The 16860-nt window shown below is 70.3% G+C and carries 14 protein-coding genes; 3 read left to right on the forward strand and 11 right to left on the reverse strand.

Going from position 1 to position 16860, the window contains the following annotated elements; all coding sequences use genetic code 11:
• Nucleotides 1-10 precede the first annotated feature (10 nt).
• The 3 genes from atzF to helR all read left to right on the forward strand — a co-directional run bounded on the left by atzF (nucleotide 11) and on the right by helR (nucleotide 5315).
• On the forward strand, nucleotides 11-1672 hold the full coding sequence (gene atzF, locus EJ357_RS09070) for an allophanate hydrolase (protein WP_126390388.1): 1662 nt from the start codon (nucleotides 11-13) through the stop codon (nucleotides 1670-1672).
• 136 nt (nucleotides 1673-1808) lie between these two features.
• Nucleotides 1809-3044, forward strand: coding sequence for a glycosyltransferase (locus EJ357_RS09080; RefSeq protein ID WP_126390392.1), 1236 nt, complete (start codon nucleotides 1809-1811; stop codon nucleotides 3042-3044).
• Nucleotides 3045-3131: 87 nt separating this feature from the next.
• On the forward strand, nucleotides 3132-5315 hold the full coding sequence (gene helR / locus EJ357_RS09085; protein WP_126390394.1) for an RNA polymerase recycling motor ATPase HelR: 2184 nt from the start codon (nucleotides 3132-3134) through the stop codon (nucleotides 5313-5315).
• A gap of 91 nt (nucleotides 5316-5406) precedes the next feature.
• Here helR and EJ357_RS09090 read toward each other — a convergent pair whose 3' ends face one another.
• The 11 genes from EJ357_RS09090 to EJ357_RS09140 form a co-directional block, all read right to left on the reverse strand.
• Nucleotides 5407-8259 (reverse strand): DEAD/DEAH box helicase, encoded by a 2853-nt coding sequence (locus tag EJ357_RS09090; protein ID WP_126390396.1) that lies wholly within the window; start codon nucleotides 8257-8259, stop codon nucleotides 5407-5409.
• A gap of 114 nt (nucleotides 8260-8373) precedes the next feature.
• Entirely contained in the window at nucleotides 8374-9324 is a 951-nt protein-coding gene (gene tatC, locus EJ357_RS09095; protein WP_126390398.1) for a twin-arginine translocase subunit TatC, read from the reverse strand.
• A 47-nt stretch (nucleotides 9325-9371) separates the two neighbouring features.
• A complete protein-coding gene (gene tatA, locus EJ357_RS09100) occupies nucleotides 9372-9668 on the reverse strand; it encodes a Sec-independent protein translocase subunit TatA (protein WP_126390400.1) in 297 nt (98 codons plus the stop codon).
• Nucleotides 9669-9928: 260 nt separating this feature from the next.
• Nucleotides 9929-10123 (reverse strand): hypothetical protein, encoded by a 195-nt coding sequence (locus tag EJ357_RS09105; protein WP_031486675.1) that lies wholly within the window; start codon nucleotides 10121-10123, stop codon nucleotides 9929-9931.
• A gap of 20 nt (nucleotides 10124-10143) precedes the next feature.
• On the reverse strand, nucleotides 10144-10437 hold the full coding sequence (locus EJ357_RS09110) for a hypothetical protein (protein WP_175647344.1): 294 nt from the start codon (nucleotides 10435-10437) through the stop codon (nucleotides 10144-10146).
• A gap of 32 nt (nucleotides 10438-10469) precedes the next feature.
• Nucleotides 10470-11498, reverse strand: coding sequence for a helix-turn-helix transcriptional regulator (locus EJ357_RS09115; RefSeq protein ID WP_126390405.1), 1029 nt, complete (start codon nucleotides 11496-11498; stop codon nucleotides 10470-10472).
• 18 nt (nucleotides 11499-11516) lie between these two features.
• Nucleotides 11517-12470: a helix-turn-helix transcriptional regulator gene (locus tag EJ357_RS09120; RefSeq protein ID WP_126390407.1), complete on the reverse strand. Its 954-nt coding sequence runs from the start codon at nucleotides 12468-12470 to the stop codon at nucleotides 11517-11519.
• Between the two features lie 168 nt (nucleotides 12471-12638).
• Nucleotides 12639-13010, reverse strand: a complete 372-nt coding sequence (locus tag EJ357_RS09125; RefSeq protein ID WP_030053355.1) for an FKBP-type peptidyl-prolyl cis-trans isomerase — start codon at nucleotides 13008-13010, stop codon at nucleotides 12639-12641.
• 64 nt (nucleotides 13011-13074) lie between these two features.
• Nucleotides 13075-14076 carry an FKBP-type peptidyl-prolyl cis-trans isomerase gene (locus EJ357_RS09130; RefSeq protein ID WP_126390409.1) on the reverse strand — a complete coding sequence of 334 codons (1002 nt, stop codon included), beginning with the start codon at nucleotides 14074-14076 and terminating at the stop codon, nucleotides 13075-13077.
• Between the two features lie 129 nt (nucleotides 14077-14205).
• Entirely contained in the window at nucleotides 14206-15567 is a 1362-nt protein-coding gene (pafA, locus tag EJ357_RS09135) for a Pup--protein ligase (RefSeq protein WP_067429457.1), read from the reverse strand.
• A 9-nt stretch (nucleotides 15568-15576) separates the two neighbouring features.
• Nucleotides 15577-16836 (reverse strand): MFS transporter, encoded by a 1260-nt coding sequence (locus EJ357_RS09140; RefSeq protein ID WP_126390411.1) that lies wholly within the window; start codon nucleotides 16834-16836, stop codon nucleotides 15577-15579.
• Nucleotides 16837-16860 lie beyond the last annotated feature (24 nt).

The following is a 16860-nucleotide window of genomic DNA, read 5'->3' on the forward strand; positions in this document are numbered from 1 at the left end:
GAGAACAACAATGTCGAGCGCACTGTCCCGTGTCCGCGCCGCCTACGCCCGGATCGAAGCCGTGGACCGCCCCGAGATCTGGATCGATCTGCGCCCGCGGGCCGATGTCGAGGCCGAGGCCCGGATCATCGACGACCGCGCGGCCGCGGGGGAACACCTCCCGCTCGCGGGCCGCCTGTTCGCCGCCAAGGGCAACATCGACGTCCAGGGCCTGCCCACCACCGCGGGCTGCCCTTCGTACGCCTACGACCCCGAGGCCGACGCACCCGTGGTCGCCCGCCTGCGTGCCGCGGGCGCGCTCGTCCTCGGCACGACGAACCTCGACCAGTTCGCGACGGGCCTGGTCGGCACCCGCTCCCCCTACGGCGCGGTGCGCGGCGCCCACGACCCGGCCAGGATCAGCGGCGGCTCCAGCGCCGGCTCGGCCGTCGCCGTGGCGCTCGGCATCGTCGACTTCGCGCTCGGCACGGACACGGCGGGCTCGGGCCGGGTCCCGGCCGCCTTCAACGGCATCGTCGGCCTCAAACCGACCCGGGGCCTGGTCCCGACCGTGGGCGTCGTCCCGGCCTGTGCGTCGATCGACTGCGTGACGGTGTTCGCGCGGACGCTGCCGGAGGCCGAGCAGGCCCTGTCGTTCATGGCGTCCCCACCCGCCCGCGCCCTGCCCCCGCTCCCCCAGCGCGCACCGGGGCCGTGGCGCGTCGCGGCCGCGCCCGTGGAGCAGCTCGGTGAGCTGGACCAGGGCTGGGCCGAGGCCTACGAGGCCGCGGTACGGCAGCTCGCCGCAACCGGCGCCGACATCCGCACCCTTGACCTCGCGCCCTTCACCGAAGCCGCCGCCATGCTGTACGAGGGGGCCTTCGTCGCCGAGCGCTACACGGCCGTGGGGCGCTTTGTCGACAAGGCGCTGGAAGCGGGGGACGGCACCCTCGACCCCACCGTCGCCGGCATCATCACTCGCGCCCGCGACATCCCGGCCCACCGGCTCTTCGCCGACCAGGACCGACTGGCCGCCCTGCGCGCCCGCGCCGAGGCCGAACTCGCCGACGCGGACGCCCTGTTGCTCCCGACCACACCCGGCCACCCCACCCTCGCCGAGGTGGCCGCCGACCCGCTGGGCGCCAACGCCCGACTGGGCCGCTTCACCAACTCCACGAACCTCTTCGACCTGGCCGCGGTCGCCGTCCCGGCCGGTGAGGTGAACGGCCTGCCGTTCGGCGTGATGCTGATCGGTCCGGCGTTCACGGAGGAGCGGCTCGCCCGGATCGCGGATCTGCTCCGCCCGGAGGTGAGCCTCGCCGTGGTGGGCGCCCATCTCTCCGGCCAGCCCCTGAACCCCCAACTCCTCGCCCTGGGCGCCCGGTTCGACCGTACGACCGCCACGGCGCCCGTCTATCGCCTGCACGCCCTGTCCACGACCCCGCCCAAGCCGGGCCTGGTCCACGTGGGCGAGGGCGGTGCCGCGATCGAGGCCGAGGTGTGGCGGCTCCCGGCTGAGGGACTCGGCCGGCTCCTCGCCGGGCTGCCCCGGCCGATGGCTCTGGGGCGGGTGCGGCTGGAGGACGGCAGCCATGTTCCCGGGTTCCTGTGCGAGCCGGGGGCGCTCACGGACGCGGAGGACATCACGGCGTACGGGGGCTGGCGGGCGTACCTCGGGGGCGGCCGCCGCTGAAAAAAGCAAAGGCAAGGAGGTCACTCACTCCTTGCCACTCTCAACTTATAGCGCACTGGGGGGCTTGCGGCAAGGCCCCCCTCCTCCCGCAGAATCTCCGGCCTAGGCCAGAATCTGCAGAACGGGGTGGCACACAGTGCGTGTGTTGTTGTCGACGTACGGTTCGCGCGGGGACGTCCAGCCGCTGGCGGGGCTCGCGGTGCGGTTGCGGGAGCTGGGCGCGGAGGTACGGGTGTGCGCGCCGGCGGACGAGGAGTTCACGAAGCTGTTGGCCGGGGTCGGCGTGGAGCTGGTTCCCGTCGGCCCGTCGGCGCGCGCGCTGACAAAGGCTGGACCGGTGCCGTCGACCCTGCCCCAGCGTGCGGCCGCGGTGATCGCCAGTCAGCTGGACGCGGTCACCCCGGCGGCCGAAGGATGCGATGTGCTGGTGGCGACCGGCATGATCTCGGCTGCGGCCGGGGCGCTGTCGGTGGCCGAAAAGCTGGGCATCCCCTCCGTGTCCGTGACCTTCCAGCAGCTCACCCTGCCGTCCGCGGACCGCCCGCCGCTGGCGTATCCGGGCCGCCCGCTCCCGCCCGAGGTGACCGACAACCGGGCCCTGTGGGACCTGGACGCCCAGAACGTCAACGCGCTGTTCGGTGAGGCGCTCAACACCAACCGGGCGTCGATCGGCCTGCCTCCGGTGGACGACGTCCGTGACTACGTCATCGGCGACCGGCCGTGGCTGGCGACGGACCCGGCCCTGGACCCGTGGCAGGAGACGCCGGACCTCGACGTCGTACAGACCGGCGCGTGGTTCCTGCGGGACGAACGCCCGCTCCCGGACGGGCTGGTGGCGTTCCTGGATGCGGGCGAACCACCGGTGTACGTCGGCTTCGGCAGTATGCCCCTGCACGGATCGAAGGACCCCGCCCAGGTGGCCATCGAGGCGGTCCGCGCGCAGGGCCGCCGCGTACTCCTCGGGCGTGGCTGGGCCGACCTGTCCCTGATCGACGACCAGGACGACTGCTTCGCCGTCGGCGACGTCAGTCACCAGGCCCTGTTCGGCCGGGTGGCCGCTGTCGTGCACCACGGCGGCGCGGGTACGACCACGACGGCCACCCGGGCCGGCACACCCCAGGTGGTCGTACCCCAGATGGCGGACCAGCCGTACTGGGCCGGCCGGGTCGCCGAGCTGGGCATCGGCGCGGCCCACGATGGTCCGACTCCGGCCTTCGAGTCCCTCTCGGCCTCGCTCGCGACGGCCCTGGCCCCCGAGACCCGCGCCCGAGCCACCGCCGTGGCCCGCACGATCCGTACCGACGGGGCGACGGTGGCCGCGAAGCTGCTGCTCGACTCGATCGGCCGGGAAACGCCGTCCGTGTCCGCGTAGGCCACGCGGGATCGTCAAGGCCACGACCCGGAACACCAGACCCCGCGCGCAACGGTCGCAAGTGACCTCAGATCGGAGCCCATCGCAGTGACCCCCCTGACCACCAGCGCTTTCGACCTCCCCGACCGTCTCTCCGCCAAGGCCGACCCCACCCTGATCGCCGACGACGAGCGGTACTTCACGGCTCTAGCGCAGTGCCTGGAGCAGTCGATCGCCGAGGTGTCCGACCAGCTCGACGCGGCACGCAGGGCACCCGGCGGACTGGGCCGGCACGCCATGGACCGGGACGCGGAGATCCACCGGCTGACCGCCCGCCTGCGCACCCTGCGCCGCTTCGGCCTGGACCTGTGCCTCGGGCACATGGTGAGCGCTGACGACTCCGAGCCCGTGTACATCGGCCGCCTCGGCCTCACCGACAGCGCCGGCCGCCGACTGCTGGTCGACTGGCGCTCCCCCGCCGCCGAGCCGTTCTTCGGCGCCACCCACGCCCGTCCGATGGGGCTGGCGAGCCGCCGCAGGTACCGCTGGACCCGCGGCCGGATCAGCGACTACTGGGACGAGGTGTTCACCCCGGACGGTCTCGAACGGCACGCCGCGCTCGACGACCAGTCCGCCTTCATCGCGAGCCTGGGCAGCAACCGCTCGCCCCGGATGCGCGACGTGCTCGGCACCATCCAGGCCGACCAGGACGCCATCATCCGCGCGAGTTCCCGCGGCGCACTCGTCGTGGACGGCGGTCCGGGCACGGGCAAGACGGTCGTCGCCCTGCACCGCTCCGCCTACCTGCTGCACTCCGACCCGCGCCTCGGTCACCGTCGGGGCGGCGTCCTGTTCGTCGGCCCGCACCGGCCCTACCTGGCGTACGTCGCCGATGTCCTGCCCAGCCTCGGCGAGGAGGGCGTGCAGACCTGCATCCTGCGGGACCTCGTCACCGAGGGGGCCGCGGCGGGGGTCGAGGCCGACCCGGAGGTTGCCAGGCTGAAGTCCTCGGCGGAGCTGGTCAACGCGATCGAGAAGGCCGTCCGGTTCTACGAGGAGCCGCCCGCCAAGGGCATGACGGTCACCACCCACTGGTCCGACATCTGGCTGAGCGCCCACGACTGGACGGCGGCGTTCGAGGCGGCGGAACCCGGTACGCCGCACAACGAGGCGCGCGAGCAGGTCTGGGAGGAGCTGCTCACGATCCTGGTCGACAAGCACGACGACGAGGCCTCGGCGCAGGACGGCGAAGTCCCCGCCCACCTGCTGCGCAGGTCGCTGTCGCAGAACAGGGAACTGCTCACGGCCTTCAACCGTGCCTGGCCGCTGCTCGAAGCGGCGGACCTGGTCGGCGACCTGTGGTCGGTGCCCGCGTACCTGCGCATGTGCGCGCCCTGGCTCGACCGCGACGAGGTGCGACTGCTCCAGCGCACGGACCCGCAAGCCTGGACGGTGTCCGACCTGCCGCTCCTGGACGCGGCACGACAGCGGCTGGGCGACCCGGAGACGGCCCGGCAGAAGCGCCGGCACAAGGCAGTCCTCGCCGCCCAGCGCGAACGCATGACGCAGGTCGTCGACAACCTGATCGAGGCCGTGTCCAACTCGGGCGCCGACGGTGACGACGGCGAGGGCCTGGTCACCATGCTGCGCGGCCAGGACGCCCAGGTCAGCCTGGTCGACGAGTCGGAGCTGTCCACCATCGACCCCGACCTGCTCGCCGGCCCGTTCGCGCACATCGTCGTGGACGAGGCCCAGGAACTCACCGACGCCGAATGGCAGATGCTCCTGCTGCGCTGCCCCTCCCGCAGCTTCACCATCGTCGGGGACCGCGCCCAGGCCCGGCACGGCTTCACCGAGTCCTGGCAGGAACGCCTGGAGCGAGTCGGCCTCGACCGGATCGACATGGCCTCGCTGACCATCAACTACCGCACGCCGGAAGAGATCATGACGGAGGCCGAGCCGGTCATCCGCGCCGCGCTCCCCGACGCCAACGTGCCGACGTCCATCCGCAGCAGCGGCGTCCCGGTCGCGTACGGATCGGTCTCGGACCTCGACTCGGTCCTGGCCGACTGGCTCACCACACACGCCGAAGGGACCGCCTGCGTCATCGGCGCCCCCACGTTCCGCCCGACGGACCGCGTCCAGTCACTGTCGCCGGGGCTGTCGAAGGGATTGGAGTTCGACCTGGTCGTCCTGGTCGGCCCGGAGAGCTTCGGCGAGGGCGTCGAGGGAGCGGTGGACCGTTATGTGGCGATGACGCGGGCGACACAACAACTGGTCATCCTCCGATAACCGCACGCCCAGGGGCGCGGGGCTGCATTGATCTGCGGCTCCGCCGCGTGGGCGCGACCAGCCAAAACGTACCCGCGCCCGCCCGATGACCTCACCCCACCGACGAGTAGGCGACAACTCCCCGGAGCAACCCGTCCACAGCCTTGCGCGCATTCTTGGCCACGGTCGACCCCTCCGGAGGAGACGCCGCCGAAATCTGCCCCAGCACGTCGATCACCTGCTTGCACCACCGCACGAAGTCCCCGGCCGGCATCTCCGCCTCCCGAAGCACCTCGTCCAGCCCGGACCCGCTCGCCCACATGTACGCGGCCCAGGCAAAGCCGAGGTCGGGCTCCCGCTGCCCCACCCCCTCGCTCTGGGTGATCCGGAAATCCTCCTCCAGGGCGTCCAGCCGCCCCCAGATCCGGACCATCTCACCGAGCGCGGCCTTGGCCTTGCCCGACGGCAGCTTCGGCGCCATCGCATCGTCCCCGACCCGCGCCTCGTACACCAACGCCGAGACGCACGCGGCCAGTTCGGCCGGCCCGAGCCCTTCCCACACGTGCTCGCGCAGGCACTCGCTGGCCAGCAGGTCGAGTTCGCCGTACAGCCGGGCGAGCCGCTTGCCGTGCTCGGTGACCTCGTCGCCGCGCAGATAGTCCAGCTCGGTCAGCAACGCCACGATCCGGTCGAACGTACGGGCAATTGTGTTCGTACGGCCTTCGATACGGCGCTCCAACTGCGAGGTGTCCCGCAGCAGCCGGTGGTAGCGCTCGGCCCACCGGGCGTGGTCCTCACGGTCGTTGCAGCCGTGGCAGGGGTGCGCCCGGAGCGCCTTGCGCAGCCGCTCGATCTCCCGGTCGTCCGCCGCCTGGGACCGACGCTTGCGGTGCCGCTCCGGTGCGATGTGCCCGGCCTTGGTGCGCAGCGCGGAGGCGAGGTCCCGACGGGACTGCGGGGAGCGCGGGTTGAAGGACTTCGGGATCCGCATCCGCTCCAGCGCCTCGACGGGCACCGGGAAGTCCATGGAGGCCAGCCGCTTGACCTGCCGCTCGGCGGTCAGGACGAGCGGACGCGGCCCGTCGTGGTGCTCGAATCCGCGATGACCGTTCGAGCGCCCGGCGGGCAGCCCGGGATCCAGCACCAGCGCGAGCCCGGCGTACTTGCCCGTCGGCACATGGATGACGTCACCGGGCTTGAGCCGCTCCAGCGCGACCGCGGCCTCCGCGCGCCGCTCGGCCGCCCCCTGCCGGGCCAACTCGTTCTCGCGGTCCTTGAGTTCGCGGCGCAGTCGCGCGTACTCCTCGAAGTCCCCGAGATGGCAGGTCATGGACTCCTTGTAGCCTTCGAGTCCTTCCTCGTTGCGCTGCACCTGCCGCGAGATCCCGACGACCGACTTGTCGGCCTGGAACTGCGCGAAGGACGTCTCCAGCAGCTCGCGCGAGCGGTGCCGGCCGAACTGCTCGACGAGGTTGACCGCCATGTTGTACGACGGCTTGAAGCTGGACCGCAGCGGGTACGTGCGCGTGCCGGCCAGGCCCGCGAGGTGCTCGGGGCTGGTGCCGCGCTGCCACAGCACGACGGCGTGTCCCTCGACGTCGATACCGCGCCGCCCCGCGCGACCGGTCAACTGCGTGTACTCGCCGGGCGTGATGTCGGCGTGCTGCTCGCCGTTCCACTTGACGAGCTTCTCCAACACCACGGACCGGGCGGGCATGTTGATGCCCAGCGCGAGTGTCTCGGTGGCGAACACGGCCTTCACCAGGCCCCGTACGAACAGTTCCTCGACGACCTCCTTGAAGGTCGGCAGCATGCCCGCGTGGTGGGCGGCTATACCGCGCTCGAGGCCCTCCAGCCACTCGTAGTAGCCGAGGACATGGAGATCCTCGGTGGGGATGGAGGCGGTGCGCTCCTCGACGAGGGCACGGACCTTTTCCCGTGCCTCGTCGTCGTTCAACCGCAGGCCGGCGTACAGGCACTGCTGGACGGCGGCCTCGCAGGCGGCCCGGCTGAAGATGAAGGTGATGGCGGGCAGCAGCCCCTCGGCGTCGAGCCGTTCGATGACTTCGGGGCGGCCCGGCGTCCACACCCGGGAGCGCTGTCTGCGCTCCCGCTCCCGGTCGGCCTCGCGCATGGCGCGCCCGCGTCTGCGGTCCTGGTACGACGGCCGGGTCGCCTCCATGCGGGCCAGCCGTGTGAGGTCGGGGTTGACGGCCTTCTTGTGGCCCTCACCCTCCTCGAACAGGTCGTACATCCGGCGCCCGGCGAGCACGTGCTGGAACAGCGGCACGGGCCGGTGCTCGGAGACGATCACCTCGGTGTCGCCGCGGACGGTGTCCAGCCAGTCGCCGAACTCCTCGGCGTTGGACACGGTCGCCGACAGGGAGACGAGGGTGACCGACTCGGGAAGGTGAATGATCACTTCCTCCCATACGGCGCCGCGGAAGCGGTCGGAGAGGTAGTGCACCTCGTCCATGACCACATAGCCGAGGCCGAGCAGGGTCTGCGACCCGGCGTACAGCATGTTCCGCAGCACCTCGGTGGTCATCACGACCACGGCGGCGTCGGGGTTGACGCTGTTGTCGCCGGTAAGCAGACCGACCATGCCGTTGCCGTAACGGCGGCACAGGTCGGCGTACTTCTGGTTCGACAGCGCCTTGATGGGTGTCGTGTAGAAGCACTTCTTGCCCTGCATCAGGGCGAGGTGGACGGCGAACTCGCCCACGATCGTCTTGCCCGAGCCGGTGGGCGCTGCGACCAGCACGCCCTTCCCCGCTTCGAGCGCCTGGCAGGCCTCGATCTGAAAGGCGTCGAGGCCGAAGTCGTACATCTCGCGGAAGGAGGCGAGCGCGGTGGCCTGATCGACAGCACGCTTGCGCGCTGCCGCGTACCGCTCAGCCGGAGAGAGGTCCTCTGTCATCGTGCTTTCGAGCGTACCGGGCCCCACTGACAACAGGACGATCATTATCCGGATCCGCACCCGGCAAACCCGGGATCCGCGCAGCTCACGGCCGCGCAACGGAAGCGGCCGGGTGCGCCCCGTAGGCGCCCCGGCCGCACAGTTCGGCAACCGCCGCGATCAGGTCACGTCGTCGTAGCCGTTGACCCGCTCACCGCTCGCCTGCTCGGGCAGCGCCCGGGCCGCGGAGACGGACTCGACCTCGCCGATGTCGTCGGGAGTCAGGTCCAGGTCGGAGGCCTCGTCGTCGGCGGGACCCATGGCCTCGCGGCGGGCCCTGCGCCGGTCGTTGACCAGGGCGACGACGACCGCCGCGAAGTACAGGATCCAGATCGGTCCGGCGAGGGCCATCATCGTCAGCGGGTCGGTGCTCGGCGTCGCGATCGCCGCGAACACCGTGATGCCCATGATCATGCCGCGCCACCAGCCGAGCATGCGCTTGCCGGTGATGGCACCGGTGAAGTTGAGCATCACCAGCAGCAGGGGCAGCTCGAAGGAGAGACCGAAGACGATCACCATGCGGGTGACGAGATCGAGCAGGTCGTCGAGCGGCAGCAGGTTGTCGACGCCGAACGGGGTGAACTCGATCAGGACGTCGGCGGTCGTGGGCAGCACCCTGTAGGCGAAGAAGGCGCCGGCGAGGAAGAGCGGGAAGCCCGTGGCGACGAACGCGTAGGCGTACTTCCGCTCATGCTTGTGCAGGCCGGGGGCGACGAAGGCCCACAGCTGGTACAACCAGACCGGTGCGGCGAAAACAACACCGGCCATCAGGGACACCTTCAGGGCCAGCGTGAACGGCGCGAGCAGACCGTTGATCGTGATCTGCGCACACGGGTTCTCGTCGCGCGCCGTCTTGGCCAGTTCCTCGAACGACTTCGGGCAGCCGACCGATTCAAGCACCGGCTTGGTGAAGAAGTTGATGATGTCCTGATAGAAGAAGGCGGCGACGACCGTGATGACGACGATCGCGAGCAGCGCTTTCGCAAGCCGGTTGCGGAGCTCACGAAGGTGTTCCGCAAGGGGCATCCGCCCCTCGGGATCCTTCTCCTCTTTGCGGGCAGACTTCAGCAACCCACGTTCCCATCTCGTGCGGCGGGCCGGCGGTCACCGGCCCTGCGTCAGCGCTTGGTGGTGTCCGTCGGCTCGTTGACCGGCCGCGAGCTGGTCACGTCGCCGGGCGCGGACTGGATGATGCGCTGAGCCGGGGGCTGCTGGTCGTCGCCGGTGCTGTTGTTCGGCGGGTCGGCCGGGGCGGCGGACTTGCCGTCGTCCTTCATCGCCTTCGCCTCACTCTTCAGGATGCGCGCGGACTTGCCGAGCGAGCGCGCCATGTCCGGAAGCTTCTTCGCGCCGAACAGCAGGATGATGACGACGAGGATGAGAATGATCTCGGGGGCTCCGAGCTTTCCGAACATAAGTCTTGACCTTCTCACCGAGGCGACTGGGGTGGGATGCTGTCCGACCGGTCGGACATGTGTCCGAACGATCGTGATGTCAGCGATCGTAACGCTCAGGGGTAAACGTGAGGCAATCCCCGTGCGTACTCCCTGTCCGCGGACCGGGCCTCGTTCTCCGGGCCGCGACCAGCAGCGTACCTGCCCGGAGCGCCACGTTGACAGGGCGAAGTGGCCCAAAACGCATGCGGCTCAGGACTCACACCCAATACTTGAGGGACCTACAGGGAGTCCACAGCGCGGGCCGCGCTCACCGTCGCCCGCTCCAGGTCCTCGGCCGCCCTGCTGATGCGTCGCGCCGACTCCGTGACCTGCCTGCCGAGGCGCTGCGCCTCCAGGAAGACCCGCACGGCGAGCACGCCGAGCACGGCGAGACCCAGAAAACCCACAGCTACCGCGAACATCGGCCAGAACATGAAGGCGAGCCTAGACCGTCCTACAGCGCGGAGTGCAGCCGCAGGGTGCTGACCCCACCGCCCGTCAGCAGCTCGACGATCCGCTCACCGGCCGGCTTGCGAACGGCCGCGCCGCAGTCGGGGCAGGTGAAGGAGTAGAAGGTCGTACGGCTGGTCGCGCCGATGGCGAGGCGCAGCGCGCTCGCGGCGAGTTCGAAACGGCCCCGGCAGTCCGGGCAGCCCGCCTTGAACACCACCGGCGCCACGCTTCTCATCCCGGCGAAAGCGGACGCCACCGTCATCCCCGGCACTGCAGACGTCGCCGACTCACTCAAAGCCCTTGCTCCTGCCTGTCGAACTGCCTGACCTACTGTCCGTCGCGGTCCGGGCGCGGCCCGTGAGCACCCTGCGCCTCGATCCCGTCGTACGCCGCCAGCGCCTCGCGGGCGGCCTGCCGGGCACTGTCGGCCAGCTCGGGCGGCGAGACGATACGGCCGTCGCGGCCGAGCCGAAGCGCCAGACGCCGCAGCGACGCCGGGTCGGGGGTGCGCAGGGTGATACGCAGCCCGCCGTCGGGCAGCTCATCCGCGCTGTCGTGCGGGTAGTACTCGGCGACCCAGCGCCCGCCCGGCCCGACCTCGACCACGACCTCCGGGTCCTCCGCGGCAGGCTGCACCAGCCCCTCCGACAGGTCCCGCAGCTCGACCTCGGGCGGCGCCGACGGCTCGTCCAGGATCTTGATCTCGGCGACCCGGTCGAGCCGGAAGGTGCGGCGTGCCTCGGAGCGGCGGCACCAGGCCTCGACATAGGTGTGGCCGACGCTGACCAGCCGGATCGGGTCGATCTCGCGCTCGGTGACCTCGTCACGGGCCGGCGAGTAGTACCGGATCCACAGCCGGCGCCGCTCGGAGATCGCACGGTCGACGTCCGCGAAGACCCCGCCCTCGGACTCGAACGTCACCGACAGCCGGGAACTGGCGCCGGCCGCCTCCCCGGCCGCCGTCTCCACCTTGGCGGTCGCCCGCAGCAGCGCCTGCCGGTCGCCCTCACGCAACCCCGGCAGCGTGGCCACGGCGCGGGCGGCCACCAGCAGCGCGGTCGCCTCGTCGGCCGCGAGCCGCAGCGGCTCGGCCGCCTCCGCCCCGAGGGCGGCCGGGTTGTGCCACCAGATGCGCTCGCCGTCGGTGTCGATGTCGAGCAGATCGCCGCCACGGAAACTGGTGCCGCACATGGGCAGCACATCGAGGTCGGAGACCAGCTCGTCCTCGGAGATGCCGAAGGCACGCGCGACGTCCTCGAGACGCGCACCGGGCCGCTCCCTCAGATACGTCACCAGGGAGAGCATCCGCCGGGTCTGGTCGATGGCGCTCGCGGGCCTGACCGGTTTGCCTGCCACTGTGTGCTCCGCTCCCCCTCAGCCCTTGGCCACGGCACGCAGCCGGTCCACCACATCGGCCCGCAGCTCCGCAGGCTCCAGGACCACCACGTCCGGCCCGAACTCCACCAGCCAGGCATCCAGCCCGTGCCCGTACGGAATCTCCAACTCGTCCCAGCCGTCCCCGAGTTCCCTCACCGAGGTGGCCTTCGCCCGCAAGGGGTACCCCGCGTCCGTGCGCAGCCGGATCAGCGCGGAGCGGTCGGCGGTCTCCCCCGCCCAGCTCGCGACCGTCTCCCGCACGGTGACGACATCGGGCACCTCGGCGGTGAACCGGCCGCTGCGGCTGCGCACCTTGCCGGTGATCCGGGACAGCCGGAAGACCCGCTCGGCCCCCCGGTCACGGTCCCAGCCCGCCAGATACCAGTGGCCGCGCCAGCACTCCAGCGCCCACGGCTCGACATGCCGGGGTTCGGGGCGGGCGGCGGTGGCCTTGCGGTAGTCGAAGACGACCGGACGACGGTCGCGGCAGGCCAGCATCAACGGCTCGAACGCCGCCTCGTGCACCGGGATACGGGGCTCCAGGGCGCCGTGCGCCTCGTACGGGTCGACGTCCTCCGGCAGTCCCGCCGCGCGCAGCTTCTGCAGGGCACCACTGGCCGCGCCCGCCAGCCGGGCCTGCTGCCACACCTTGGCGGCCAGCCCCAGGGCAGCCGCCTCCTCGGCGTCCAGCGTGATGGCCGGCAGCCGGTTGCTGTCGCGGCGGGCGAGATAGCCGACGTCGCCGTCGAGGTTCTCCACCGTCTCGATGACCAGGCCGAGCTCGCGCAGATCGTCCTTGTCCCGCTCGAACATCCGGTTGAAGGAGTCGTCGGAACCCGCTTCCAGGTAGGCCTCGATGGACTCACGCAGCTCGCGTTTGCTCAGCGGTCGCCGCGTCCCCAGCAGACACAGCGCCAGGTTCATGAGCCGCTCTGCCTTGGCAATGGCCATCGACGCCCTTCGCCTTCCCTATGGTGCTTACGACCGATGACCGTACCGCCCCGAAGTGGCGCGGCAAAAGCCGAGGGCCCATGCCCGGACAGGCATGGGCCCCAGGTAGTCGGGTCCGGTCGCCGCCGATCAGACGCGGCGACCGGAAACGACGACCGGATACGACGCTCAGACGCCGAGCAGGTCGACCACGAAGATCAGCGTCTCACCGGGCTTGATCGCCGGGGTCGGGCTCTGGTTGCCGTAGGCGAGGTGCGCCGGAATGGTCAGCTGGCGGCGGCCGCCGACCTTCATGCCCTGCACGCCCTGGTCCCAGCCCTTGATGACGCGACCGCCACCCAGCGGGAAGCGGAACGGCGTACCGCGGTTCCAGCTGGCGTCGAACTCCTCACCCGTGCTGAAGGCGACACCCACGTAGTGGACGGTGACGGTCTGACCCGCCTGCGCAACCGCGCCGTCGCCCTCCCAGATGTCCTTGATCTCGAGGTCCGCCGGCGGCTCGCCGCCCGGGAAGTCGATCTCGGGCTTGTCGATGCTCACGTCTTACGCTCCATGCTTGTCGTGGAAAGACAACGGCCCCAGTCTTTCATCACCTCGGGCGACGTCACATCTTCGCCAGGATGTCCACGGTGAAGACCAGGGTCGCGCCCTTGGAGATGCCACTGCCCGGCTGCGGGTTGTCGCCGTAGCCCAGCTCCGGGGGGATGACGATCAGCACGCGGCTGCCCACCTTCTTGCCGGTCAGGCCCTGCGACCAGCCCTTGACGACCTGCTGCAGCGAGAACGACGCCAGCTGCTTGTTGGCGTACGTCGAGTCGAACTCCTTGCCGGTGTCCCACTGCACGCCCTTGTACTGCACGAGGACGGAGTTCGCCGCCGTGACCTCGTCGCCGTCGCCCTCGATGACGTAGTTCGCCACCAGCTTCTTCGGCGGGTCCGTCTTGGGGACCTCCAGGGAAGGCGCCTTGCCGTCGGTGTTGGTGCCGACCTTGGGCAGGTCCACGTTGTCCTGCGCGACCACATCGCCCTTGGCGGAGCTCTTGGCGTTGAACGTGTCCAGGATGTCGACCACGAACACCAGCGTGTCCGTGCCCTTGATCCCGGCCCGCGGCTCGCCTTCCTTGCCGTAACCCCAGGTCGGAGGCACGGCCATCTCGACACGGCTGCCGGCCTTCTTACCGGTCAGGGCGTACCGCCAGCCGTCGATGATGCGGCCCTGGGAGAGCTGGATGAGCAGCGGCGTCTTGGGATCGTAGGAGTTGTCGAAGACCTTGCCCGTGCTCCAGATCTGGCCGAGGTAGTCGGCCTGGATGTAGTCGTTCTCGGCCACCACCTTGCCGCCGCCCGCGATGACCGTCTTCACCGCGAGATCCTTCGACGGATCACCGCTGCCCTTGGCGACCGTCGGCTTCTGCCCGAACTTCGTGCCCGCGGTGATCGCCGGCAGCGGACCGTCCACGATCTTCGGCGACGGCGCCGCCGACGTCTCCGGGGCCGAGGGAGAGGCGCTCTCGTTCGCCTTGCTCGAGTCGTCCTTGTCGTCGCCGCAAGCGGCGAGCGTGACCATTCCTGCGGGTACGGCGATGAGAAGTGAGCGTCGGCGCACGGTGGGGGCCTCGTAATCGGTCGATCTTGTGGATGGCGTGCGCGCAACTCTACGGCGTGCGAAGGGCGCCGTACGGGAAACGTACGGCGCCCGTGTTGCGTTCCGGAAGATCAGCCGGAACCGCCTCGCTCACATTCCGGCGATCAGTTTCTCCACCCGGTCGTCCACCGAACGGAACGGGTCCTTGCACAACACCGTGCGCTGAGCCTGGTCGTTCAGCTTGAGGTGCACCCAGTCGACCGTGAAGTCCCGGCGCTGTTCCTGGGCCCTGCGGATGAAGTCGCCGCGCAGCCGGGCCCTAGTGGTCTGCGGCGGAACCGACTTGCCCTCGAAGATCTTCAAGTCATTGCAGATACGCGCGGCTTGACCCTTCTTCTCCAGCAGGTAGTACAGGCCGCGACGGCGGTGGATGTCGTGGTAGGCGAGGTCTATCTGCGCGACCCGCGGATGCGACATGGTCATGTTGTGCTTGGCCCGGTACCGCTCGATGAGCTGGTACTTCATCACCCAGTCGATCTCGGTACCGATCCGGTCCAGGTCCTCGGCCTCGATCGCGTCCAGCGTGCGGCCCCACAGCTCCAGGACCTGCTCGACCGTGCCGGTACGGATACCGCGGCGCTCGCAGAAGTCCACGGCCTTCTCGTAGTACTCGCGCTGCACCTCCAGCGCCGAGGCCTCCCGGCCACTGGCCAGACGCACCTTGCGCCGGCCCGTGATGTCGTGGCTGACCTCACGGATCGCCCGGATCGGGTTCTCCAGGGTCAGATCCCGCATCACCGTGCCCGCCTCGATCATGCGCAGCACCAGGTCGGTCGCGCCGACCTTGAGCAGCATGGTCGTCTCGGACATGTTCGAGTCGCCCACGATGACGTGCAGGCGCCGGTAGCGCTCCGCGTCCGCGTGCGGCTCGTCGCGCGTGTTGATGATCGGCCGGGAACGGGTCGTCGCCGAGGAGACGCCCTCCCAGATGTGCTCCGCGCGCTGGCTGACGCAGTACACGGCACCACGCGGGGTCTGCAGGACCTTGCCCGCGCCGCACAGCAGCTGACGCGTGACAAGGAACGGGATGAGGATGTCCGCGAGCCGGGAGAACTCCCCGTGGCGTGCGACGAGATAGTTCTCGTGGCAGCCATAGGAGTTACCCGCCGAGTCGGTGTTGTTCTTGAAGAGGTAGACGTCGCCCGCGATTCCTTCCTCGTGCAGGCGTCGTTCGGCGTCCACCAGGAGTCCTTCGAGAATGCGCTCGCCCGCTTTGTCGTGGGTGACCAGTTCGGTCACGTTGTCACATTCCGGTGTCGCGTATTCCGGATGCGATCCCACGTCGAGATACAGGCGGGCGCCGTTTCGCAGAAAGACATTGCTGCTGCGGCCCCATGACACGACACGGCGGAAGAGGTACCGCGCCACCTCGTCAGGCGACAGGCGGCGCTGTCCCCTGAACGTGCACGTGACGCCGTACTCGTTCTCCAGCCCGAAAATGCGGCGGTCCATGACTGAACATTACGCCCGATCCCCTGAGCTGAAACGGGGTTCGACAGCACGGTTTGGATCATTTTCCGATGAAGCCGCAACCACCGCACCCCTGGCGGGAGCTGCGAGGACCCGCCCCGTGCCCAGCAGGACCAGCAACGACACCGCCCCCGCGGCACCCGGCACGGCGAACCCCCACAGGGCCCCGCCTGCCTCGACGACCGGCCCCGCCAGACCCGTTCCGACCGACGCCCCCACAGTGAACGTCGTCACAAGCCAGGAGAACGCCTCGGTGACCGTCCCACGCGGCGCATGCCGGTCGACCAACACGAAAGCACAGGCGATGCACGGCGCCAGAAACACACCCGCCAGCACCGCCAGAAGCGTCATCGCGACCACTGACGGCATCAGCATCAGCGGCAGATAACACACCGCCAGAAGCCCCACCAGCACCCGCAGTCGCCGCGCCGGATCCCCACCCCACTGCCGCGCCCCGTACACCGTGCCACCCACCAGCGCACCCAGCCCCAGACCGGCCATCAGCCAGCCGTACACCGCGTCACCACCGTTGTCGTCCGCGTACGACGCCGCCGCCACCACGATCGACCCCATCGCCATCCCGACGAACAGGAAGGCGGCGAGCAACGCCACCAGACCGGCCGAGCGCAACGCCCCCAGCCAGTGCGCCTCACGCGGCGCCGAACGCCACGCGCGCGAGGGCGCCGACACGACCACCGACAGCGCGCCCAGCACCCCGACGGCGTTCAGCACGAGCAACGCCGCCTGCGCCGACCACAGCGCCGTACACAGCGTCAGCAGCAACGGCCCGACCGTGAACATGACCTCCTGAGCCACCGCGTCCAAGGCGTACGCCGTGTGCACCTGACCCTCCTTGTGGAGAACCGACGCCCACAGCGCCCGCAGACCGCCCTCCAGCGGCGGCGCGAGCAGACCGGAAGCCACCACGGCCGCATAGGCAAGCGGCAGCGTGCCGATCCCCACGAAGGCGAACCCGGCCATCGCGAGCGCCGAGGCGACCGCGGCCGGCAGCTGCACCCGAGGCTGGCCGTACAGATCCACCAGCCGCCCCAGCAACGGCTGCCCCACGGCGTTCGCGACGCCGTACACGGCCGCCAGACCCCCGGCCAGGCTGTACGAACCGCCCTCCGCACGCACGAACAGCATGATCGCGAGCGAGGCGACAGCGTTCGGCAACCGGCCCACGAGCGTGCCGACGAGCAGCCGTGCGGCATGCCTCGCCCTGAGGATCTCCACATATGCGCCGGTCATCGCCGCGCCGCCCTCCGCTCAAGT

The sequence above is a fragment of the Streptomyces cyaneochromogenes genome, from assembly GCF_003963535.1.
In the GTDB taxonomy this organism is placed as follows: Bacteria; Actinomycetota; Actinomycetes; order Streptomycetales; family Streptomycetaceae; genus Streptomyces; species Streptomyces shaanxiensis.